The organism is Nocardia sp. NPDC003963, from assembly GCF_053605105.1.
Genome location: NZ_JBSGIP010000016.1, coordinates 58939 through 79183, shown reverse-complemented (window position 1 = coordinate 79183; position 20245 = coordinate 58939). Strand labels below are relative to the sequence as shown.

Here is a 20245-nt window from a genome sequence, read left to right as displayed (position 1 = left end):
ATCCGGCGATCCGGTTGCCGTGCAGGCCGAGTGGAATGGTGAGTGCCCGAGGAAGACCGGGATACTCGCGCCACAATGCCGGAGCCGAGGATCCATACGATGGACCCTCGGCTCCGGCCGGGCGTCGGGGATGGGGGCGCCCCCGCGGCGCTCACACGGCGGTGGCGTGCCGGACGACGATATTCCCGAACGAGCTGCGCGCATGGACCCGTACGGTTTCGCCGCCGTGCGCTACGTCGACCGGTCGCAGCTGGTTCTGCACGGTGCCGGACAGGGCGTCGACCTCCATGTGCACCGCACTGCCCGGGGCGATCCCCACTTCCAGCTCGCCCATCGATGTCTCCAGTCGCAGCTCCCCGCGCGATGCGTCACGGACGCGGATATCGCCCTTGGCGACGGTGGCGGTCACCGAATCACGAGGGCTCTCGACGATGATGTCGCCGGCGGCCACCTTCAGCTCGCAGCGACCCAGTCCGCCCGTGGCCAGCAGCCGGCCCACCCCGGCGGTGCCCTTCAGCCGGGAACCGGTGGGTACCTCGATGACCACCTCGATCGACGGATTGCCGCCGAACGGCGTGTAGGTCCGCCAATCCTTCGGCGTGATCACGGTCAGGGTGCCGGCGGCGAAATCGACCCGGGTCTGCTGCGCGGCCCGCATATCGCCTTTCTCGGACGGGTCGGACGGCCGGACGGTGACAACGGTATCGGTGCGGTCGGAGGGGATGACCCGGATATCGCCGGAGAGGACCTCGGCGGTGACCGCGATCGGTTCGGGTGTCGTGAATGTGGGCATGGCGGTGATCCTTTGCGAATCGTGGTCGGTGTGCGCGTGCGAAAGGTGTTGCCGGAGTGCTATACCCAGGTGACGGGCAGTTCGTGGACGCCGTAGATGTTCATATCGGTCCGCAGCGGCACCGCGTCGGCGGCGACGGCGAGCCGCAGCGTCGGGAAGCGGCGTACCAGTCCCGCGAATCCGGCCCGCATCTCGACGCGGGCCAGCTGCTGGCCGAGGCACTGGTGCACACCGTGACCGAAGGACACATGGCCGCGCGCCTTGCGGTGGATATCGAGGGCGTCCGGATTGTCGAAGCGCAGCGGGTCGTGGTTGGCGGCCAGTAGCGAGACGACGACGGTGGACCCCGCGGGGATCGTCTCTCCACCGAGTTCCAGATCCTCGGTGGCGTAGCGGTAGAAGATATCGGCGACCGACAGATAGCGCATGAGCTCTTCGACCGCGTCCGGCACGAGGTCCGGGTCCGCGCGCAGTTCGGCCAGCTGCCCGGGATTCTCCAGGAGCGCGAAAGTGCCCAGCGCCAGCATGTTCGCCGTGGTCTCGTGGCCGGCCAGCAGCAGCAGGAAGGAGATCCCGGTCAGTTCCTCGATCGAGAGATCCTCGTCGCGGGCGAGGTCGGAGAGGATGTCCTCGCCCGGCTCGCCACGTTTGGCGGCGACCAGTTCCGCCAGATAACCCATCATCGCGCCGTAGGCACCCATCTTCTCCTCCAGCGGCTGATCCCGCAGCAGGAACTTGGCGGAGTTGACCTGGAAGGTCTCCCGGTCGGCATAGGGGACGCCGAGCAGTTCACAGATCACCAGCGAGGGCACCGGCAGCGCGAACGCCCGCACCAGGTCGACGGGCGGGGCCAGGCGTTCCATTTCGTCGAGTTGCCGTTCGACGACGTCCGCGATGTGTTCTTCGAGCTCTTTCATGCGGCGGACGGTGAAGGCACCGATCAGTTTGCGCCGCAGCCGGGTGTGGTCCGGCGGATCCATGGCGACGAACATGCCCGGGATCTGCGGAGACGGTTCGGTCTGGACGGGCATATCGGGAGTCGCGTCCAGTGCGTGGAGCACGCCGATGTCCAAGCGGGAGCTGAACCGGGTATCGGCCAGCAGCTTGCGTACCGCGTCGTATCCGGTGACGAGCCAGCCCGCATGACCGTCGGGGAAAAGGAGCGGGCTGACCGGGCGGGTCTCCCGCAGCCGGGTGAGCGCGCTGGGCGGGTCGAACGGGCCCGCGTCGCGGTCGGTGGGGAGGCCGTGCGGGATGGCGGTGGTGTCACTCATCGGGTTTCCTTTTCGGTGTTCGTCGGTGTCCCGGGGACCGCGGGACACGGTGCTATCGGTGTTGCTGTCGGCCGAGCAGGGTGATCGCGGCCGCGGGGCAGCTGTGGGCGGCTTCGCGGGCGACCGGATGCTGCGCGGCCGGCGGTGCGGGGTCGAGGAGTAGCACCCGGCCGTCCGCGTCGCTCTGGTCGAACACCTCCGGTGCGATCAGCGCGCACATACCGGCACCGATGCAGCGCTCCCGGTCGATTCCGATCCGCGCCGGTCCGGTGTCCGGGCTTGCTGGGATGTTCATGGTGAGTACTGTCGCCCGGTCCGCTGATACCGGCCTGATACCGCCCTGACACAGCACCCGATATCGTGTTTGCTCAGTTCAGTGGCTTGATTGCCCGGGGCGGAAAGGTGGCGCGGCGGCCGTCGATCGGCTGCGGCAGAATGGTCCGGTGCAGATCGGGTTGCTTGGACCGCTCGATATCCGAGCAGACGACGGTGGATCGATCGAGGTACCGGGTGCCCGATTGCGAACACTGCTGATCGCCCTCGCGCTCGCACCCGGTCGCGCGGTACCGAAGACCACGCTGGTCGATTGGATCTGGGGGGAGCAGCCGCCCGCCGACGCCGCCAACGCCCTGCAGGCTCTGGTCTCCCGGCTGCGGCGGCTGCTGCCGGCCGGGTCACTCGACGGGCAGGCGGGCGGATACCGGCTGATCGCCGAACCCGGCGCGGTCGACGCGGTGCGGTTCGAACAGCTCCTCGACCGGGCCCGCGGTGGTGCCGATCCGGACCGGACCCGTCTGCTGCGCGAGGCCCTCGGCCTGTGGCGCGGTGCGCTGATGCACGGCGTCGATATGCCCGACAGCGAGGCAGTCGACGCCGTGATCACCCGGTTCGAGAACCTGCGCCTGGCCGCGGCAGAGGATCTGTACGAGGCGGAGATCCGGCTCGGGCGGGGTGCGGAACAGGTCGGCGAGCTGACCGATCTGGTGGCCCGGTATCCGGTGCGGGAACGGCTCGTCGCCGCGCTGATGCGTGCGCTCGCCGCCGCGGGCCGTGGCTCCGAGGCACTGGTCGTGTACCAGGATGCGCGGGCGGCTCTCGCCGATACGCTGGGCGTGGACCCCGCACCGGAACTGTCCGCGCTGCATGTGGCCCTGCTGCGCGGCGAGGTGGGCGCGCGGGAGCAGGACCGCCGGACCAACCTGCGCACCGAACTGACCGGATACATCGGCAAATACGCCGATATCGCCGTCGTACGCGAACTGCTGTCCGGCCATCGGCTCATCACCCTGACCGGGCCCGGCGGGTCCGGGAAGACCAGGCTGGCGCTGGAAACCGCGCGCACCATGCTCGACGATCTACCGGACGGCGCCTGGCTGGTGGAACTGGCATCCGTCGGCGCGGACGACGATGTGGCGCAGCCGGCCGTCGCCGCGCTCGGCCTCCGGGACGCGCTGCTCGGCAGCGCCCCGAACGCGGAGCCCATCGAACGGCTCGTCGCGGCCGTCCGTGACCGCGAAACGCTGCTGATCCTGGACAACTGTGAACATGTGATCGACGCGGTGGCGGTGTTCGCCCACCGGGTGCTCGGGGAATGCCCGCGCTTGCGGATCCTGGCCACGAGCAGGGAGCCGCTGGGTATCACCGGGGAAGCGCTGTGGCGGGTCGAGCCGCTGGCACTACCCGCCGCGAACGCGGACCCGGGGGAGATCGAATCCTCCCCGGCCGTGCAGTTGTTGCGCGATCGCGCCGGTGCCGTGCGCGCGGATCTCGCTGCCGACCCCCGCGCACTGGCGACCATGGCGCGGATCTGCCGGGCACTGGACGGAATCCCACTGGCGATCGAATTGGCCGCGGCCAGGTTGCGCACCATATCCCTCGATCAGCTCGCCGACCGCCTCGACGATCGGTTCCGGCTGCTGACCGGTGGCAGCCGCACCGCGATTCCGCAACATCGCACCCTGCGCGCGGTGGTCGACTGGAGCTGGGAGCTGCTCAGCGACGCCGAACGGATGGTGCTGGGCCGGCTCGCGGTGTTCTCCGGGGGCGCGAGTCTGGCGGCGGCCGAACGGGTCTGCGCGCGCCCGGCGCAAGGGTCCGTAGATCAGCTGGATGCGACGACCTCGGTGGTCGAGCAATGGGAGGTGCTCGAACTGCTGAGCGCGCTCACCGAGAAATCGCTGCTGGTCACCGCCGGGCAGACCGAACCGCGGTATCGGATGCTCGAGACCGTCCGGCAGTACGCCCGGGACCGGCTCACGGAGTCGGGGGAGTCGGATTCGGCGCGCCGAGCCCATCTCGCCTACTTCACCGGCCTCGCCGAAACCGCCGAACCGCATCTGCGCCGGGCCGAGCAACTGGAGTGGCTCGCCACCCTGGAGGCCGAACACGACAATATCGCGGTCGCCGTACGCGCCGCGCTCGCCGCCGGCGATACGGCCGGAGCGCTGCGGCTGGCGGCGGCCGCCGGCTGGTACTGGTGGCTGGGCGGGCACAAATCCGAGGGCCTGGAATTCGTCAGCGCCGTCGCCGACGAACCCGCGGAGGTGGACGACGCGACCCGGACCCTGGTGTACGGGCTCGTCGTACATTTCCTGAGTTCCGGCCGCAACGACGCGGTCCAGGTGGGGGATTGGATCCGCAAGGCACATCGGTTCAGCCGGGGTGTCCGGGCCGTTCATCCGGTGTCGGCGTTCATTCCCGCGCTGGAGAGCCTGCTGCACGGTCCGGAAGCCCTGCCGACCGCCTTCGAACCGTTGCTCGCCGACGACGATCCGTGGGTGCGCGCGCTGGCCCGGCTGCAGATGGGCAAGATGCGGATCGTGGTCGGGCTGGACGGGCCGGAGGTGGATGCCTATCTCGAGCGCGCGCTGGCCGAATTCCGGGCCCTCGGGGAGCGGTGGGGGATATCGTTCGCGCTGAGCGAGCTGGCGAACCGGTATGCGACCCGTGGTGAGTTCGCCGCCGCCTGTGAGCTGTTGGAACAGGCGAAAGTCGTGGTCACCGAGATCGGGTCGACCGAGGATATCGTCGCGTTGCTGTCCCGGCAGGCCCAGTTGTACTGGCTGGCAGGTGATACCGAGGCGAGCGCGGCCGTCGTGGCCGAAGCGCGGCGTTGCGCGGATCGGGTCGTCTGGCCCGTCGCGCTGGCCGAGCTGGCGCTGGCCGAAGCCGAACTGGCCCGCTGGCGCGGCGATACCGAACAGGCCCACGCGCAGATCGGTATCGCGCGGACCGTTTTGGGCAGCGAAGCCGAGATGCCGCAGCTGGCCGCGGCGATCCACACCCTGCTCGGATATCTCGCCACCGATCTCGACGAGGCCCGGGAGCATCATGCCGTGGCCTTCCGCGCGGCCGTCGAGGCGGGACACACGATCCTGGTCGCCCAGGTACTCGTCGGTATCGCGGATCTGGCATTGCGCGCACGGCGCGATACCGAGGCCGCGCGGCTGCTCGCGGTGAGCGCTGTGGTCCACGGAATGCCCGACCGTTCCCAGCCGGATACGGCCCGGATCGAGCGGGAAGCGCGCGATCGCCTCGGCGAAGCGGATTTCACCGAGGCGATGCGGGCGGGTGCGCAGGCGGACTGGCAGGAACTGGCCGCCGTCACGCTCGCTTGTTGAACGTGGCTCGCGACCAGAGGAATCCGAGGACGGCGAACCCGGCGCACCAGGCGAGAGCCGCGGCGGTGTAGCCACCGGAGGGATCACCGGCCAGGAACCCGCGCAGCGATTCGATGATCGGGGTGAACGGCTGATACTGCGCGAACTGCCGGACCCCCTGGCCCATTTTCTCGGCCGGGACGATCGCGGTGCTGAGGAACGGCAGCATGATCAGCGGTACCACGCCCATACCCGCGGATTCCGGCGTTTTCGCGGCCATCCCCAGCGCGACCGTGAGCCAGGACGCCGCGAACGATGTCGCCGCCAGAACCCCGATCGCCCCGCACCAGTCGACCACGGTCGCGGGCGGCCGGAACCCCAGTGCGAAGGCCACCGCGACAATGGCCACGACGGCTACCGCGTTGGTCAGGATCGTCGCCACGACATGGCCGGTCAGTACCGCGCTGCGGGAGACATCCATGACCTTGAACCGGTTGATGATGCCCTTGGACATATCGGAGCTCACCGCCACCGCGGTGCCCGACAACCCGTAGCTGACGGCCAACAGGAGCATGCCCGGTGTCGCGTAGTCGATGTAGTCGCCGCCGACAGCGAACGCGCTGCCGAACACGTAGACGAAGATCAGCATCATGACGACCGGCATGAACGCCGCGTTGAACACGGTCACCGGGTTGCGGACGATGTGTTTGAAGTTGCGGCGCAGCATGATCGACGAATCGGCCAGCGGGGCGGTGAGGGTACTCATGATGCGGTGACCTCCGTGGTCGCGTGGCCGGTCAGGGCAAGGAAGACGTCGTCGAGGTCGGGAGTGTGGACCGAGACGCCGGCGGCCTCGAGAGCGGACTCGTCGAGCCGGTCCAGTACGTGGCGCAGTGATTTCGATCCACCGTCGCCCGGCACCCGCAGGGTCAGGGACTCGTCGTCGCGGGTGGAGCCGGGCAGCGCCCGCGCCGCCGCGTCCAGGTCCGCGCTGTGGGTGAAGCGCAGCCGGATATGACTACCGGGCACCCGGCGTTTGAGTTCGTCCGCGGTGCCCTCGGCCACGATCCGGCCCTGATCGAGCACTGCGATCCGGTCGGCCAGCTGATCGGCTTCCTCGAGATACTGGGTGGTGAGGAAGATCGTCACACCCGTATCGGTCAGATCCCGCACGATCTCCCACATGGTGCGCCGGCTCCGCGGATCCAACCCCGTGGTCGGCTCGTCCAGGAAGACGATCCGCGGCCGGGTCACCAGCGTCATCGCCAGATCCAACTTCCGCCGCATCCCCCCGGAATAGGTCGCCGCCCGTTTACCCGCCGACTCCAGCAGATCGAACCGCTCGAGCAGTCCGGCGACCACCCGCTTGCGCTCGGCCCCCTTCAACCGATGGATATCGGCCATCAGTTCCAGGTTCTCCGCGCCGGTCAGCAGATCGTCCACGGCCGCGAACTGCCCGGTCACCCCGATCGCCGCCCGGACCGCCCCGGTCGCGGTCGCGATATCGTGCCCGGCGACCCGCGCCGTACCACCGTCGGCTCGTAACAGGGTGGTCAGCACGTTCACCGTGGTCGTCTTCCCCGCCCCGTTCGGGCCGAGCAGGGAGAAAATGGTGCCGGCACCGATACTCAGATCGATACCGTCGAGGACGGTCTTGTCCCCGTACGCTTTCCGCAGCCCCGAAGCCGCGATTGCCGGATTGCTCATGGGTAGTACTGTCGGCGGGCCGGCTGATACGGCCCTGATGCCGGGCTGATACGACCGCTGATACGCGATCGTCCGCCCCCGTCACTGTTCGGGACGGTCCTTTCGCGTCCGGATACCCGCCGCGGAACGCCGCATGAACAGGTTCACCGCCAGGATCACCAGCGTGACGACCACGAAGGTCAGCACGACGCCCGAGCCCGAGGTCCGGGCGATCTCGACGGCGCCCACCAGCAGGGCGAGCCACCCGACCACGCCGATCCAGAACGCCGATCGTTCGGATACCCGTATCATCGGCCCGCGGCCGCGATCAGCGGGGCGAGCCCGTCCGGGCTCATGAGAGCGCCGGCATCGCTGACCTGTTCGCCGCCGATGACGACGGTGGGAGTGGAGTTCACACCGCTGTTCAGCACCTCGTCGGTCTTGGTGCGCAGATAGGAGTCGTACTGCCGGTCGGTGATGCACTGGGCCACCGCGGGATCGGTGTAGCCGGCGGATTCGGCGATATCGATCAGCGCGCTGTCCGGCAGGCCGTCACCGCCCTCCGCGGGCTGTTCGGCGAACATATCCGCAAGCCAGGCCTGGTAGTGGGCCACCCCGGAGTTCGCGACGCAGAACGCGGCGTTACCGGCCCGGGAGGAGTATTCGGTAGTGCTGGCACGGTCGAGGAAGGTGATGACGCTGTACTCGACCGCGGCCGTACCATCGCGGACAGCGTCCTCCAGCACGGTGCCGTTGGCCGCTTCGAAGGCCTTGCAGGCGGGGCACTGGAGGTCCATGACCACTCGGACGGTGACCTTCGCGTCCGGCTCGCCGACCCGGACCGCGCCGTCCGCCGCGACATTCGCGGGTGCCGAACTGCCACCGACCGCTGTCGCGACCCCCGCGACATCGTCGGCCGCCGCACTGCGGGCGAGCAATCCGATGCCGATCGCGGCAGCGGTGACGATAAGTACGAGAAACGGAGTCAGGATGACGAGCAGCCGTCGGTTCGGGCCCTGGTTCTGGGGTGGTTGCTGCCATCCACCCGGATAGGTGCTCAAATCACATGCTCCCCGCTCGCCGGACATTTGCGTTGCCAGCCTAATACCCACTTCCGGAGCCGGTATCGGTGCGCGTGGGCCGGTCGCTGCGCCGCGCGGCGGCACTCCGCCGGGAACCACAGGCCGGAGCGGGTGCGCGGTAGGTATCATCACGCAGCGGCCGGGTATCGCGGCAGGCCGGGAACGATTCCCGCACCGGAGCATTCGAAATCGGTGACCGGCACGGATTCCGATAGGCAGTGCGGGACGGTTCGAGCCCGTCGCGGACGGGATCGGCCCGGAGATCGTGGATTCCCGGATCACCGGTGCCCGGGTTGTCGCCGATCCGGGCCGGTTTCGATTTCGCGGCTCCGTGCGTATCGGTCGTCGGCTTCGAGGAAACTGTCCGGTCGTCGTTGTGCAAGAAGAATTCGTCGGCTACCACGGAGATACTGATGACGAAACGAATACTGGTCACCGGCGGCACCGGTCGCCTCGGTCGCGTACTCGTACCGCGATTGCTCGCCGCCGGCCACGACGTGCGGGTGCTGACCCGTTCCGAACGCGCGTCCGCCGCTCATCACTGGGCGATCGGGGATCTGCGCACCGGGCGCGGGCTGAGCGAGGCCGTCGCCGATACCGAGGTGATCGTCCATCTGGCCACCACCAACGGTCGCGGCGATATCACCGCGACCAGTACGCTGCTCGAGGCCGCGCAGGCCGGCGGCGGCCCGCATCTGGTGTACCTGTCCATTGTCGGTATCGACGACCACACCCTCGGCTACTACCGTGCCAAAGCGGAATGCGAGGCCACGATCCGACGATCCGCGCTGCCGTGGACGATCCTGCGGGCCACGCAGTTCCACGACCTCATCGCCGAGATATGCGAGGCCCAGCGCCGGCTGCCGTTCCTCGCCATGCCCGCGAAGGTGTCCTTCCAGCCGGTCGATGTGACCGAGGTGGGTGGACGTCTCGCCGAACTGGCGGCGGGCCCGGCGCGGGAGCGGGTTCCCGATCTGGGCGGTCCGCAGATCCGCACCGCCACCGATCTGGCCCGTGCTCATCTCCACGCGACCGGACGTCGCCGACCGGTGTTCGCAATCCCGCTACCGGGTAGAGCGATCCGCGATTTCCGTGCCGGTATGCACCTCGCACCGGAACATGCGGACGGACAGATCACATTCGAGGAGTTCCTCGCCGCGCGCTACGCGGGGAACGGGGGCCGGTGACGCCCGCGCATTCGTCGCGGCCGATCATCCCCACTGCTGCGAGTATCAGGCCCGGCGCGCGTAGCATCGGCGCGGTGAAACTCGGAAAATCAGCTTTCGCAGGAGCTTTCGTCCTCGCCGCGCTCACTGTCGCCGCGCCCACCGCGGCTTCGCTCCCCACCGGATCGGCCGGTTTCGGCGACGGGCGGGAAGTCGTGATCGTGGACAACACACTGGAGTTGAGCGATCTGAACGCCTGCTGGGCCAGTGGGTTCCCGCGGGATATCCATTTCGACAACCGCAGCTCGCGGGATTTCCTGGTGTACGCCTCCGCGGACTGCTCCGGTGCCCCCGCCGCCGTGGTGGCGCCACGCACCTCCGCAACATTCCACGGCTGGTCCGCCAGGGCCGCGTGACGCCTGCCCGCTGATTCCACGGCCGGCCCGCGGCACCTCACCCCGAGACACCCAACGGCCGGACACGTCCGGAACAGCGACGGTATTACACCCGATACCGCGCGACGAACTGCGATTCCGATTCGCGTCCACCCGGCATACGTGCCGCCCGGATCCGCGGCGACGGTCGCCCGCCGCGGTGTCGGTTTCGTCCAAGACAGCGGTGATCGTCAGTTCCTAAGCTGACCGCGGGCAGAATCCGATGCCCTGTACTCAGGAGGAACTGATGGCACGCGAACTCGTCTACACAGGTTTCATATCGCTGGACGGCGTCGTGGACTCGCCCGGCGGGCAGGCCGAGGGCCATCGCAGCGGTGGCTGGGTGATGGACACCGAGTTCGTGCCCGAGGCGTTCTCGCTCAAAGGGGAGGAACTCGCCGATACCACCGCTCTGATGTTCGGCCGCCGCAGCTACGAAGCATTCGCCCCGATGTGGCGCGATTCCGCGGATCACGCCGCCTACAAGGACCTGCCCAAGTACGTCGTCTCCACCGGCCTGACCGAGGAGGCGCTGATCGACGGATGGGGTCCGATCACGATCCTGCGCTCGGAAGCCGATATCGCGAAGCTGAAGCAGACCGAAGGTGGGCCGATCTACATCCACGGCAGTGCCGAGCTGGCCCGCCGCCTGGCCGATGCCGACCTGATCGACCGGTACAACCTGCTTGTGTTCCCGGTCCTGCTCGGCGCGGGCAAGAGTCTGTTCAGCCGCTCGGACCGCGAAAAGCAGTCGCTGCGCGTACGGGATTCGGCGACCTATTCCAACGGTGTGACCAAACTCGTCTACGACGTCGTGCGCTGACCCGTATCGAGCGCGATCGCGCCACCCGACCCGGTACGCAACTGCTGCGCCGTCCGCCCGATGTACCGGCGCAGCGCGCGGGCCAGATGGGGTTCGTCGTAGTACCCGAGCTTGTCGACGACATCGCCGGATGTCTCCCCCGAACTCAGCAGGAGCGCGGCGGTGCGGGCCCGTCCGATCTGCCGGACCGCACCCTGGGTGAGCCCGGTCGCCGCCCGGAAACGGCGTTCGAGCGTCCGCTCGGTCGCTTCCGGCGGCGACCCCTGCAAGACCGCCGCGACCAGGGGATCGCGGACCACGACTCCCTCCCGGACGAGACGGCGGACGAGCGCCTCGGCATCGTCGGGCCGTGGCGTCTCCCGGTGGGCGCCGTCGAACCAGAAGGTCCGCCCGGTCACCTCGGGCAGCACGAATCCACCGTCCAGCAGGGCCGGGGTCGCCGTCGTACGCAGGCACGTCCCGACCGCGAACTGGATACCGACGAAACCCGCGCCCTCGGGCACGGGTGCGGTACCGGTTCGGGTCTCGGGGCCGGTGACCGCCGCGTACGGCCGCCCCTCCTGCTCCCAGAACACCAGCCCCCAGGTCTCGGACGCGACCGAGGTCATCTCCGAGACGTACTCGCTGCGGCAGGTCCACACGGATTCGACCCACGGCGAATCCGACGCACGCGTTCCGAACAGCAGTCCCACAGATCCGGATAGTAGGCCGAACCGGGCGTTCGGCAAACCATGACGACCGCCCCGGCCGTCGCCTGTCCGCGGAGGTAACAGAGCAGGCTCGGGCATTGCCACCCGCGTCGCCGCCGGAGGACACTTGGGGAATGGCCGACAGGGAGCAACGCACACCCTTCTACGGGATAGTGCTGATCCTCGCTGCGCTCGGTGCGTCGCTGGCGGTGAGCTACTACGGACCGATGTGGTTCCGCGTCACGATCTACATCCTCACGGTGCTGGTCGTCCTGGTCGGCGGTGTGATGACGTTCCGGGACTATCCGTACTGACGTAGCGGGTCCGCATGCCCGCCGCCCCGACTCGTCGGGGCGGCGCCGGGCACTTCGCCGGATTCGGACCGGGGAAGCGCGGAAGGCCGAGCGACCCGCCGATCCCTCTACTGGTTCATCTCGAATCGATGATGCGGTGTTCGAGCGCGGTGCCGCCTCGGCCGGTTCCGATCCGGCCTTTCGGTGGGCTGCGCGGACCGGCGGATTCACCGCTCTGTTCGTGACCGGACGAAGTCGCCGCGGTGATCGCGGAGAAAGCCAGTGCCGAGCACAAGTCGGTGTCCGCGTACCTGCGGGACCTGATGGCCGCCGACGTGCGGCGGGAACTGCAACGGCGGGCGATCGTCGAATGGGACGAAGAGTTGGAAAAGACACAGCGGCGGCTGGGGGTGACCGGCAGATAGGTGGTTTCCGGTGCCGACGTGGTCCGGGAGGTCCGGGACGGTTACGACCGGGGTGACGGGTGATCGCTGTCGATGCCTCGGTCTGGGTCGACCTGCTGCGGGGGGGTTCTGCCGCCCGGCTACGCGCTGTCAGGATCGGTCACCCTGGCCGTCGATCCGCGGGCCGGCCAGGACGGTACTGGACCGATCCGATCGGGATGATTCATATACCGATCTTTGCCGGCCGTCTTGCTGGTGATCGATATATCAATCATCGCAGATTTTGGCTGCTAAGATCGCTATATGGATCATGTGCGGGCTGTTACCCCCGCTGAGTTCGGTCGGGCTGTGCGTCGCGCGCGCGAGCGACGAGGCCTGCACCAAGCGGATCTTGCCGAGAGGCTCGGCGTCACGAGGATGACCGTGTCGCGGCTGGAACGCGGGGGCGCGGTCAGTATGGGAACGGCCATCCGGGCGCTTTCCGAGTGTGGCTACGAGGCCGTGGTCGTACCCAAGTTCAGCCGGGTCATCGTCGAGGACCGGTGACTCGGTGGCTCGCAAGAAGGCCCCCGGTTTGGACGTATGGTTGTACGGGCATCGCGTCGCCCACCTCACTGAACCGGGCAACTACCGGTACAAACTCGAATTCACCGACGAAGCGCTCGATGTCTTCGGTCCGGGAGCGCGCGGGTGCTCTCGCTTGCACTGCCTTTCGATACCGAGGCGGTCGTCGATGCCAAAGGGGCGAGTCGTCGACCCGTGGCCGCGTTCCTGGAGGGGCTTCTTCCGGAAGGAAACTTCCGCCGCCATCTCGCTGCCGGCCTCGGTGTCACCGCCATCGACACACTGGCGCTCCTGCGAGCAGTGGGCGCCGAATGCGCGGGTGCGGTGCAGTTCGTCTCCGAAGGTGAGATGTTGTCCGCCGGGACGATCAGAGAGCTCACGGACGACGAAGTGAACCGGGTCGTTGCCGACCTCCCCACTTACCATCTCCCCGAAGGAACAGCGCCACAAGCGTCGCTGGCGGGAATACAAGACAAGGTGCTGTTGGTTGCGCGACCGGACGGTTCCTGGGGATGGCCCCGAGGTGGCGCGGCATAATCACACATCATCAAGCCCGAGCCGTTGGGCGGCGCGCCTGTGCCGCATCTCATTCAGACCGAAGATTGGGCGATGTCGGTAGCTGGTGCGGCGGGCCTCAGTGCCGCAAAGACCAGTGTCGAATCTTTCGGCGGGCGAGACGCTCTCGTCGTTGCCCGCTATGACCGGACCCACAACGGGGACCGGCTGCACCAGGAAGATTTCTGTCAGGCGCCCGGGCTGGACCCCGACGCGAAGTATGAAAGTACAACCGAGTACGAACGCCTCGGACCCCGACTGCGTCGCCTTGCGTCCGTGGCTGCCGACCGTGCGATCGATCCCCAGGCGTTCCGTGTCGACCTGCTGTCGGCGGTTACCTTCAACGTCATCGTGGGCAATGGTGACGCGCATTCGAAGAACTATTCACTGCTGCTCGGCCGGCGCGGCGAAGTGTCACTGGCACCGCTGTACGACTCTGCCCCGGTCATGTACCTGGATTCTCGATTCAAAGGCACGGGTCACATCATCAACGGGCGCAGCAACATCGATACTGTCGATGAAGCCGATCTCGTGGCCGAGGCCCGCTCGTGGGGGCTGGCGCCGCGAGTCGCGCAGGGAACGGTCCGGTCCGTGATGGCGCAGGTCTGGGACGCCGCGCACTCGATCGCCCTGCCACCCGGCGCCGAGCGGATTCAGGACAGGCTCGAAGCTCTATGGGTTCGGCGACATTGGGCTGTGCCATGACGTGCTCATCTCACGACACCGACGGGCGGTCCGGCCGAGACCGACCGTAACGGTGTCGGGATGTCACCTTTCGAGGAGCCTGGAACTCATAATCGGCCGACCGCTCGGGTCTTTCGCTCGAGCGCTCGCGCAGTGTGGGAATCAGCGGGCAGGAATGTCTCCAGCCGCAGCTCGGAGATCGCGACGTGCACGGCAGTGGCGAAAGTGGTGATCGCGGTGATCAGGCTCAGCTCGCCCAGGCTGGATCGAAGCCGTAGCGGGACTGCGAAGCCGAAATGGTCTGTGCTGATCGAGGGCGGGTGCGGCAGATAACCCTCCAGTTCGGCCAGCATCGACATATGCCGCTCGTGCGGGGCGCGGGCGTTGTCCTGTCTCGGCCGTTCGAGTACGTGTTGCGCCCAATCGTCGAAGTTCAGGATCCGCGGCGCCATTCCGCGTGGATGTAATGCCAGGCGCAGCACGTTCACCGGTGGTTCCAGCAGTTCCGGTGCGACGCCCTCGGTCAGAATGCCGAGCCCGTCGTTGGCCGCCACCAGCTCACCGAACCGGTTCACCACGATCGCCGGGTACGGACTGTGCCCGTCGAGCAGCCGGCCCAGGCTGTCCATCACCGGTTGGAGCGCCGGATCGTCCAGATCGGTTTCGGGGTAGCTCGGTGCGTAGCCGGCCGACAGCAGCAGTGCGTTTCGTTCCCGTAGCGGCAGCTGCAGCGATTCCGCGACCCGCACCACCATGCCCCGCCCCGGCATGGACCGGCCGCTTTCCATGAAACTCACGTGCCGTTGCGTGGTGCCGGCCCGCAGCGCCAATTCCAGCTGTGACAGTCGCCGCCGCTTCCGCCATTCCTTCAGTGCCGCACCGAAACCATCCATAGGGCGAGCGAAGCATATTCCCTCCAGGGAATTGAGCGCATACCCTCGCTCGGCGACGGTGGATTACATGAAATACGGACTTCTCCTTCCTGCGGGCCGGGCCCAGCTCGACGCGGGTGGCTCGGCGCAGGCCCTGGTCGAGATCGCCGTCGAGGCCGAGCGGCTCGGATTCGACTCCGTCTGGGCCGGCGACTCCCTCGTCCGCGCCAGAATCGAGCCGCTCACCCTGCTGACCGCCGTCGCGCAGGCAACTGAACGCATCACCCTCGGTACGGCGGTGCTGATGCCCGCCTACCGGCATCCGGTGCACGCCGCGGTGACGCTGGGTTCGCTCGATCTGCTCTCCGAAGGTCGCCTCGTGGTCGGCGTCGGTGCCGGGTTTCCCGGCTTCAGCGAAAAGGAACTGGAGCTCGTCGGGGTGGATTTCCGTACGCGCTTCTCCCGGCTCGACGATACGGTCGCGCTGTGGCGTGAACTCTGGACCGGCAACCCGCAGTCGTTCCACGGCAAGGTACTGCACTACGACTGGTTGCCCGAGGTGCCCGCGCCGGCACGTCGGGGCGGCCCGCCGATCTGGCTGGGCGGGATCACCCCGGCTGCATTGGGGCGCACCGCGCGGCTGTACGACGGTTGGTTGCCCTACCCACCCGACCCGGCGGACTACGCGACCGCACTGAGCACGATCCGTGACACCGCGACGCGGCCGGTCACCCCGGCTCTGTTCGCGACAGTGTTCGTGGACGACGACGCGCAGCGGGGTGCGAAGGCGCTGGACGACTACTGCCGGGCCACGTATCGCATGCCGCTGGAGTCCGTCGCGCAGATCCAGGTGATGATGACCGGTCCGGATATCGCCGACCGGCTCGGACGGTTCGTCGAGGCCGGTGCGCGGCACATCCTGTTGCGGGTCGGGGCGGTCGATCCCGCTACGTTCACCGAGCAGTTGGCCGGAGTCGCGGAAATTCTCTCGGCGCTCCCACGCGGGCCCGTCGTCGAGGCGGCCGCGGATTGAACACGGGGACGAACGACAGCTCGGAAAGTATGTATTTCGTCGGGCTATAGCCAACTTTATGGATAGCCGGCCGTCGTGATGTGGCTGTCACTCGGCCGCGACGCCGACCCGCAATGTCGTTGCGGGGCACTATTCGAAGCCGCGACTGCTACTTCGGGAGAGCAGTTCGGGGCCGGGCTTGCCCCGGCCGGCGAGTATCGGCGGAGTACGCGACTGTGTCCGGGAGGCCCGAGCACGTCACCGTACCGCGCCCGCCGCAGCTCGCGGTCCGCGAGGCTCGGTCCCCGGCTCGGCCGGTGGGCATACAGCGGCGTGAACAGCGTGGCGCCGTCCATGACGGCTTCGGCGGTGAGTTCCGGCAGTGCGTTTGCGGCTGCCCGGACACAACATTGCCCGACAGATCTGTTTATCGAACATATGTTCTATTCATGGGGTAGGGTCGGCGGGGTGAACACACATTCGACTGCACTGGCACCGCAGGCGCGGGCGCGGAAATGGCCGGAACTGGCCGATGTCGACCTGCTGCGCACTCTCGTCGAAACCGAGCGCCACCGGCGGCGACTGGGTGCGGCCATGGTCGCCGCAGTCGCCGAGGCCGAGCGCCGTGGTCTCGCCGCCGATACCGGCTACCGCGACACGGCGGAGCTGTTGAGTGATCTGCTGCGGATCAGTACCTCCGAGGCGCGCCGGCGAATCGAATGCGCCGCTCCGCGGGCTCGATCGCGTTCCAGAAAGCCGTGGCGGGCGTTGGCGGCGGTCAGCTGAGCGCCGAGCCCGGATCGTAGCCGGACGAGGCTGCCGGCCGAGACGACGGCGCCGCGCATCGCGGCTCGGCCGATTCGTGTGCAACTGCGGAAGGTCGGCCGGGTACGGTCGGCCGAATTCGGCAGCAACTGCAGATGTTGGGCACTCGGCAGGACGCGAAATGCATGGGTAACTAGAAAACGCCTGGTCATCGTGGGGTTGTACCGGATCTGAGGAGCGCGGGTGATATCCGGCGCCCGCCATATGGTTATGGTACGGGTACCATAACCATATGGGTTTGAAGAAGACGACGGTCATGGTCGACGAGGCCGACCTCGAACTGGTGAAGATGGCCGCGGCACGCGAAGGGCGGCCGGAGTCCGAGTATTTTCGTGAAGCTTTTCATCTGGCCGCGATACGCACTCGTCGATGGGATGAGGAGTGGGATATCCCCGTACTCGACTACGGGCATGCAGTGTCGGCGGATGAGATCGATAGCACTGTGCGAGAAGCGATCATCGACACCGGACCCGATGCTGGATGATCGTCATCGGCGACACCTCGGGTCTGGTCGCCGCTTTCAACTCCGCGGATCCCGAGCACGTCCGTGCGCGCGCAGCGCTGCAGCGGGCGGCGCTGACCATCGTCTCTCCACTCGTGTTGCTCGAAGTCGAACACATCACCACCCGAAATCTCAACCGTCGAGCCGCATATGCGGTGAATGATTGGTTGTTGGCGCAGGAGCGCACCGGACGCATCGAAGTGCCCACGGTGTCGGCGGACTTGTTGCGGGTCGCACGCAGGGTGCAGAACAGATACCTGGCCTTGCGCCTGGATCTCACAGACGCCACCAATGTTTCATTGGCGGAAAGATACGAAACCGTGGCGGTGTTGACACTCGACCGACGGGATTTCCGCGGAATCAGCCCGCTCACCGGTGATGCCGCATTCCGCCTGTTGCCCGATGATCTCTAGGCCGGGCCCTGCCCGCCCTTGATCCAACGGCGGGCCTCCTGCACGACGTCCGGGTCGCTCAGGCGCGAGGATGCGGTGTCTGTCGAGGGGTCAGGCCCGGTCTGCTGCCGCTGTCCGGACGTCGGTCGAGGTGGCAGCTGGGGTTGAGCGGTGTGTTCGCAGCAGTGCAGCTATGAGGACAGCACCGAGAGTGAGGATGCCGGCAGCGATCGTGAGCGCGAAGGAAAAGCCCGGCGACTCAGCGGAACCGGCCGAGGCGCCACTATGGCCTTCGGCCACGGTGACCAGAACCGCGATGCCGATTGCGCCACCGATCTGCTGCACCGAGCTGAACAACGCCGAGCCGAGGCCCGCGTTCTCCGTGGTGGTGCCGGTGACCGCGGCCGCCGTCAGGACCGGCAGGCTCAGCCCGCATCCCAGGCTGGTGACGAGCATGCCCGGCAGCACACCCGTAGCGTATGGATCGCCCGCCGCCACACCGGACAGCATCAGCAGCCCGGCTGCGCTGATCAGGAACGACGAGACCAGCGCCCACCGCATCTCGATCCTCGTGATCGCGTACGTGGAGAGGCGCATACCCACGAGAATTCCAGCGCCATAGGGCAGATAGGCCAGGCCGGCCTGCAACGGACCGTATCCGAGGACCGTCTGCAGGTGGATCATCAACAAGAAGGCCATGGCGAAAAAGGCCACCGAAAACAGCAACGTCGCCGCATTGGCGGCCGAACGCGTCCGGTCGGCCAGGAACGCTATCGGCACCAACGGCTCCGCCACCCTCGACTCCACCACGATGAATGCGGCGGCCAAGAACGCAGCCAGCAGCAGGGCTGCGATGACGGGGAGGTTTGCCCAGCTCGTTTCCCCGGCTCTGAGCAGACCGTAGACCAGGGACACCACGGCGCCGGTGCCCAGAACTGCGCCGGGTATATCCAGACGTACCCGGGAGTGCGCACGACTTTCCGGGATCAAGCGAGGCAGCAGCACGAGGGCCACCGCCGCCACCGGCAGGTTGATGAAAAAGATCCAGCGCCAGGATGTGAGGTCGGTCAGCACACCGGAGATCACCAGGCCCGCGGTGCCGCCCAGAGCCGCGATCCCACCCCAGATAGCCAGTGCCCGGGTGCGTTCCGCGGTGCCCGGGAACAGCAGAGTGATCAACGACAGCGCGGCAGGACTGGCCATGGCTGCGCCGGCGCCCTGAACGAACCGTCCGAGCACGAGTTGCCAGGGCTGTTGGGCGAGCCCGCACGCGAGACTGGCCACGCCGAACAGCGCCACTCCCAGGAGGAAGACGCGGCGGCGGCCCAGCAGGTCGGCCGCGCGTCCCGCCAGCAACAACAATCCACCGAATGCGAGAAAGTAGGCGTTGACCACCCAGGCCAGCCCTGCGCCGCTGAAACCCAGCTCGTCGCGGAGGCTGGGGAGGGCGACGCTGACCACATTGTCGTCGAGGACGAGCATGAACTGCACGAAGCACAGCACCACCAGCGCTGCCCGGCGCCGACCGGGGACTACGGAAGCAACCACCGGCGTCACGGCAGACGCTCCGGCTGCGACGGCGTACGCCAACCATCATGAGTCACGAGATTTTTCAGCACTCGATGACGCTATGTGGCCCTCGAAGCTGGCCACAATACGTAATGAGGACCAGTGATATCGCGTTGAGGACATAGGCTGGCGTCGTGCTGGAACCCGCCGATTCGTTCGATCCGTCCGGCGCGGGAGTGATCATCGTCGACCAATTCCCATTGACGTCGGGGGAATGGATCCCCGCCCACAGTCATACCCACCACCAGCTGGCATGGACACGGCGCGGGGTCCTCAGCGTCGCTGTGGCCGACGCGTACTGGGTACTGCCGCCGACCCGGGCCCTGTGGTTACCGGCGGGGGTGGTGCACCGAACCGGCGCCACCCGCGAGGCGGTGCTGTGCAGCCTCTACCTCGATCCAGCAGCATGCTCCCCGGACTGGTCCGAGCCCACCGCGGTGGGCGTCGGCGCGCTGCTGGCCCAACTGATCACCTATCTCGCCCGCCACGATCTCGCCGAAGACGCCCGGCAGCGAGCCGAGGCGGTCGTGCTGGACCTGCTGCACCCCGTACCGACCCTGCCGATCGACGTCCCGAACCCCGTGGACGAACGGGTCCGCGCCGTGACAGACACCCTGCTCGCCGACCCCGCAGACCCCCGCAGCCTCGAAGCACACGCGCACGACATCGGAGTGAGTCGACGAACACTGACCAGGCTGTTCGTCCGCGACACCGGCATGAGCTTCGACCGCTGGCGCACCCATATGCGGCTGCGCGCCGCCCTGCCTCTCCTCGCCGAAGGCCGTACTGTATCCCAGGCCGCCCACGCCGTGGGATACACCACTGCGAGCGCTTTCCTCGCGGCGTTCCGCCGGACTGTGGGAACCTCACCCGGACGCTACCTCCGCGCAGACGCCGGGCTCGACCTGTGAATCGAATGCCATGGAAGCCACAGACCCGGTGGTCGCGGAGCTGAAGTACTTCCGTGATCCGAACTGCCGGTATGAAAAGCGGCCTCGCCGCCCACCCTTGTTCAAGGTGCCCTACG

25 protein-coding genes are annotated in these 20245 nt (G+C 67.7%); 14 read left to right on the top strand and 11 right to left on the bottom strand.

Annotated features, from left to right (window positions below):
• Positions 1 to 151 precede the first annotated feature (151 nt).
• From ACWEWT_RS23420 to ACWEWT_RS23410, 3 genes are read right to left on the bottom strand one after another with little or no spacing between them, the layout of a single operon-like run.
• Complete coding sequence (locus ACWEWT_RS23420) at positions 152 to 793, bottom strand: hypothetical protein (protein WP_452561949.1); 642 nt, start codon at positions 791 to 793, stop codon at positions 152 to 154.
• 59 nt (positions 794 to 852) lie between these two features.
• On the bottom strand, positions 853 to 2067 hold the full coding sequence (locus ACWEWT_RS23415) for a cytochrome P450 (RefSeq protein WP_452561947.1): 1215 nt from the start codon (positions 2065 to 2067) through the stop codon (positions 853 to 855).
• A gap of 52 nt (positions 2068 to 2119) precedes the next feature.
• Entirely contained in the window at positions 2120 to 2362 is a 243-nt protein-coding gene (locus ACWEWT_RS23410) for a ferredoxin (RefSeq protein ID WP_452561945.1), read from the bottom strand.
• Between the two features lie 148 nt (positions 2363 to 2510).
• On the opposite strand from ACWEWT_RS23410, the gene ACWEWT_RS23405 reads away from it, so the two are divergent.
• Entirely contained in the window at positions 2511 to 5687 is a 3177-nt protein-coding gene (locus ACWEWT_RS23405; protein ID WP_452561943.1) for a BTAD domain-containing putative transcriptional regulator, read from the top strand.
• Here the strand turns inward: ACWEWT_RS23405 and ACWEWT_RS23400 are convergent.
• From ACWEWT_RS23400 to ACWEWT_RS23380, 5 genes are all read right to left on the bottom strand, one after another.
• Entirely contained in the window at positions 5671 to 6432 is a 762-nt protein-coding gene (locus tag ACWEWT_RS23400) for an ABC transporter permease (RefSeq protein ID WP_452561941.1), read from the bottom strand. The two genes, ACWEWT_RS23405 and ACWEWT_RS23400, sit on opposite strands and share 17 nt — an antisense overlap.
• The gene (locus tag ACWEWT_RS23395) at positions 6429 to 7373 is read right to left on the bottom strand and encodes an ATP-binding cassette domain-containing protein (RefSeq protein WP_452561939.1); all 945 of its coding nucleotides are present in this window, start codon (positions 7371 to 7373) and stop codon (positions 6429 to 6431) included. The genes ACWEWT_RS23400 and ACWEWT_RS23395 overlap by 4 nt, the downstream gene beginning before the upstream one ends.
• Positions 7374 to 7454: 81 nt before the next feature.
• Entirely contained in the window at positions 7455 to 7664 is a 210-nt protein-coding gene (locus tag ACWEWT_RS23390; RefSeq protein WP_452561937.1) for a hypothetical protein, read from the bottom strand.
• Positions 7661 to 8413 carry a DsbA family protein gene (locus ACWEWT_RS23385; protein WP_452561936.1) on the bottom strand — a complete coding sequence of 251 codons (753 nt, stop codon included), beginning with the start codon at positions 8411 to 8413 and terminating at the stop codon, positions 7661 to 7663. Before ACWEWT_RS23385 ends, ACWEWT_RS23390 begins: the two co-directional genes overlap by 4 nt.
• A gap of 40 nt (positions 8414 to 8453) precedes the next feature.
• The gene (locus tag ACWEWT_RS23380; RefSeq protein WP_452561934.1) at positions 8454 to 8870 is read right to left on the bottom strand and encodes a hypothetical protein; all 417 of its coding nucleotides are present in this window, start codon (positions 8868 to 8870) and stop codon (positions 8454 to 8456) included.
• Between ACWEWT_RS23380 and ACWEWT_RS23375 the strand changes: the two genes are divergently transcribed.
• The 3 genes from ACWEWT_RS23375 to ACWEWT_RS23365 all read left to right on the top strand — a co-directional run bounded on the left by ACWEWT_RS23375 (position 8848) and on the right by ACWEWT_RS23365 (position 10857).
• Complete coding sequence (locus ACWEWT_RS23375) at positions 8848 to 9621, top strand: SDR family oxidoreductase (RefSeq protein ID WP_452561932.1); 774 nt, start codon at positions 8848 to 8850, stop codon at positions 9619 to 9621. The genes ACWEWT_RS23380 and ACWEWT_RS23375 overlap by 23 nt on opposite strands.
• A gap of 74 nt (positions 9622 to 9695) precedes the next feature.
• Entirely contained in the window at positions 9696 to 10016 is a 321-nt protein-coding gene (locus ACWEWT_RS23370; RefSeq protein ID WP_452561930.1) for a hypothetical protein, read from the top strand.
• Positions 10017 to 10281: 265 nt separating this feature from the next.
• Complete coding sequence (locus ACWEWT_RS23365; RefSeq protein ID WP_452561928.1) at positions 10282 to 10857, top strand: dihydrofolate reductase family protein; 576 nt, start codon at positions 10282 to 10284, stop codon at positions 10855 to 10857.
• On the opposite strand, the gene ACWEWT_RS23360 is transcribed toward ACWEWT_RS23365, so the two are convergent.
• Positions 10839 to 11549 carry a helix-turn-helix domain-containing protein gene (locus ACWEWT_RS23360; RefSeq protein WP_452561927.1) on the bottom strand — a complete coding sequence of 237 codons (711 nt, stop codon included), beginning with the start codon at positions 11547 to 11549 and terminating at the stop codon, positions 10839 to 10841. The two genes, ACWEWT_RS23365 and ACWEWT_RS23360, sit on opposite strands and share 19 nt — an antisense overlap.
• A 131-nt stretch (positions 11550 to 11680) precedes the next feature.
• Here ACWEWT_RS23360 and ACWEWT_RS23355 point away from each other — a divergent pair, with 131 nt between their 5' ends.
• From ACWEWT_RS23355 to ACWEWT_RS23335, 5 genes are all read left to right on the top strand, one after another.
• Positions 11681 to 11860, top strand: a complete 180-nt coding sequence (locus tag ACWEWT_RS23355) for a hypothetical protein (RefSeq protein ID WP_452561925.1) — start codon at positions 11681 to 11683, stop codon at positions 11858 to 11860.
• A gap of 242 nt (positions 11861 to 12102) precedes the next feature.
• Positions 12103 to 12264: a hypothetical protein gene (locus ACWEWT_RS23350; RefSeq protein ID WP_452561923.1), complete on the top strand. Its 162-nt coding sequence runs from the start codon at positions 12103 to 12105 to the stop codon at positions 12262 to 12264.
• A 282-nt stretch (positions 12265 to 12546) separates the two neighbouring features.
• Positions 12547 to 12789, top strand: coding sequence for a helix-turn-helix transcriptional regulator (locus ACWEWT_RS23345; RefSeq protein WP_452561922.1), 243 nt, complete (start codon positions 12547 to 12549; stop codon positions 12787 to 12789).
• Between the two features lie 144 nt (positions 12790 to 12933).
• Complete coding sequence (locus ACWEWT_RS23340) at positions 12934 to 13344, top strand: HipA N-terminal domain-containing protein (RefSeq protein ID WP_452561920.1); 411 nt, start codon at positions 12934 to 12936, stop codon at positions 13342 to 13344.
• Positions 13345 to 13383: 39 nt separating this feature from the next.
• On the top strand, positions 13384 to 14067 hold the full coding sequence (locus ACWEWT_RS23335) for a HipA domain-containing protein (RefSeq protein WP_452561919.1): 684 nt from the start codon (positions 13384 to 13386) through the stop codon (positions 14065 to 14067).
• Between the two features lie 86 nt (positions 14068 to 14153).
• On the opposite strand, the gene ACWEWT_RS23330 is transcribed toward ACWEWT_RS23335, so the two are convergent.
• Positions 14154 to 14939, bottom strand: coding sequence for a helix-turn-helix domain-containing protein (locus ACWEWT_RS23330; RefSeq protein ID WP_452561917.1), 786 nt, complete (start codon positions 14937 to 14939; stop codon positions 14154 to 14156).
• A 67-nt stretch (positions 14940 to 15006) separates the two neighbouring features.
• Here ACWEWT_RS23330 and ACWEWT_RS23325 point away from each other — a divergent pair, with 67 nt between their 5' ends.
• The 4 genes from ACWEWT_RS23325 (at position 15007) to ACWEWT_RS23310 (ending at position 17670) form a co-directional block, all read left to right on the top strand.
• The gene (locus tag ACWEWT_RS23325) at positions 15007 to 15951 is read left to right on the top strand and encodes an LLM class flavin-dependent oxidoreductase (protein WP_452561915.1); all 945 of its coding nucleotides are present in this window, start codon (positions 15007 to 15009) and stop codon (positions 15949 to 15951) included.
• A 447-nt stretch (positions 15952 to 16398) separates the two neighbouring features.
• Positions 16399 to 16716 carry a DUF222 domain-containing protein gene (locus ACWEWT_RS23320; protein WP_452561914.1) on the top strand — a complete coding sequence of 106 codons (318 nt, stop codon included), beginning with the start codon at positions 16399 to 16401 and terminating at the stop codon, positions 16714 to 16716.
• A gap of 271 nt (positions 16717 to 16987) precedes the next feature.
• Positions 16988 to 17239 carry a CopG family transcriptional regulator gene (locus ACWEWT_RS23315; RefSeq protein ID WP_452561912.1) on the top strand — a complete coding sequence of 84 codons (252 nt, stop codon included), beginning with the start codon at positions 16988 to 16990 and terminating at the stop codon, positions 17237 to 17239.
• Positions 17236 to 17670, top strand: coding sequence for a type II toxin-antitoxin system VapC family toxin (locus tag ACWEWT_RS23310; RefSeq protein ID WP_452561910.1), 435 nt, complete (start codon positions 17236 to 17238; stop codon positions 17668 to 17670). The genes ACWEWT_RS23315 and ACWEWT_RS23310 overlap by 4 nt, the downstream gene beginning before the upstream one ends.
• 90 nt (positions 17671 to 17760) lie before the next feature.
• Here ACWEWT_RS23310 and ACWEWT_RS23305 read toward each other — a convergent pair whose 3' ends face one another.
• Positions 17761 to 19206 (bottom strand): MFS transporter, encoded by a 1446-nt coding sequence (locus ACWEWT_RS23305; RefSeq protein WP_452561908.1) that lies wholly within the window; start codon positions 19204 to 19206, stop codon positions 17761 to 17763.
• Between the two features lie 146 nt (positions 19207 to 19352).
• On the opposite strand from ACWEWT_RS23305, the gene ACWEWT_RS23300 reads away from it, so the two are divergent.
• Positions 19353 to 20129: an AraC family transcriptional regulator gene (locus ACWEWT_RS23300; RefSeq protein ID WP_452561906.1), complete on the top strand. Its 777-nt coding sequence runs from the start codon at positions 19353 to 19355 to the stop codon at positions 20127 to 20129.
• Positions 20130 to 20245 lie beyond the last annotated feature (116 nt).

Excerpts from the sequence above, each read along its gene's own strand:
- ACWEWT_RS23375 (WP_452561932.1), top strand. The coding sequence starts at position 8,848 with ATGACGAAACGAATACTGGTCACCGGCGGCACCGGTCGCCTCGGTCGC.
- ACWEWT_RS23315 (WP_452561912.1), top strand. The coding sequence starts at position 16,988 with ATGGGTTTGAAGAAGACGACGGTCATGGTCGACGAGGCCGACCTCGAA.
- ACWEWT_RS23325 (WP_452561915.1), top strand. The coding sequence starts at position 15,007 with ATGAAATACGGACTTCTCCTTCCTGCGGGCCGGGCCCAGCTCGACGCG.
- ACWEWT_RS23395 (WP_452561939.1), bottom strand. The coding sequence starts at position 7,373 with ATGAGCAATCCGGCAATCGCGGCTTCGGGGCTGCGGAAAGCGTACGGG.
- ACWEWT_RS23355 (WP_452561925.1), top strand. The coding sequence starts at position 11,681 with ATGGCCGACAGGGAGCAACGCACACCCTTCTACGGGATAGTGCTGATC.
- ACWEWT_RS23330 (WP_452561917.1), bottom strand. The coding sequence starts at position 14,939 with ATGGATGGTTTCGGTGCGGCACTGAAGGAATGGCGGAAGCGGCGGCGA.
- ACWEWT_RS23345 (WP_452561922.1), top strand. The coding sequence starts at position 12,547 with ATGGATCATGTGCGGGCTGTTACCCCCGCTGAGTTCGGTCGGGCTGTG.
- ACWEWT_RS23365 (WP_452561928.1), top strand. The coding sequence starts at position 10,282 with ATGGCACGCGAACTCGTCTACACAGGTTTCATATCGCTGGACGGCGTC.
- ACWEWT_RS23400 (WP_452561941.1), bottom strand. The coding sequence starts at position 6,432 with ATGAGTACCCTCACCGCCCCGCTGGCCGATTCGTCGATCATGCTGCGC.
- ACWEWT_RS23415 (WP_452561947.1), bottom strand. The coding sequence starts at position 2,067 with ATGAGTGACACCACCGCCATCCCGCACGGCCTCCCCACCGACCGCGAC.
- ACWEWT_RS23410 (WP_452561945.1), bottom strand. The coding sequence starts at position 2,362 with ATGAACATCCCAGCAAGCCCGGACACCGGACCGGCGCGGATCGGAATC.
- ACWEWT_RS23310 (WP_452561910.1), top strand. The coding sequence starts at position 17,236 with ATGATCGTCATCGGCGACACCTCGGGTCTGGTCGCCGCTTTCAACTCC.
- ACWEWT_RS23390 (WP_452561937.1), bottom strand. The coding sequence starts at position 7,664 with ATGATACGGGTATCCGAACGATCGGCGTTCTGGATCGGCGTGGTCGGG.
- ACWEWT_RS23420 (WP_452561949.1), bottom strand. The coding sequence starts at position 793 with ATGCCCACATTCACGACACCCGAACCGATCGCGGTCACCGCCGAGGTC.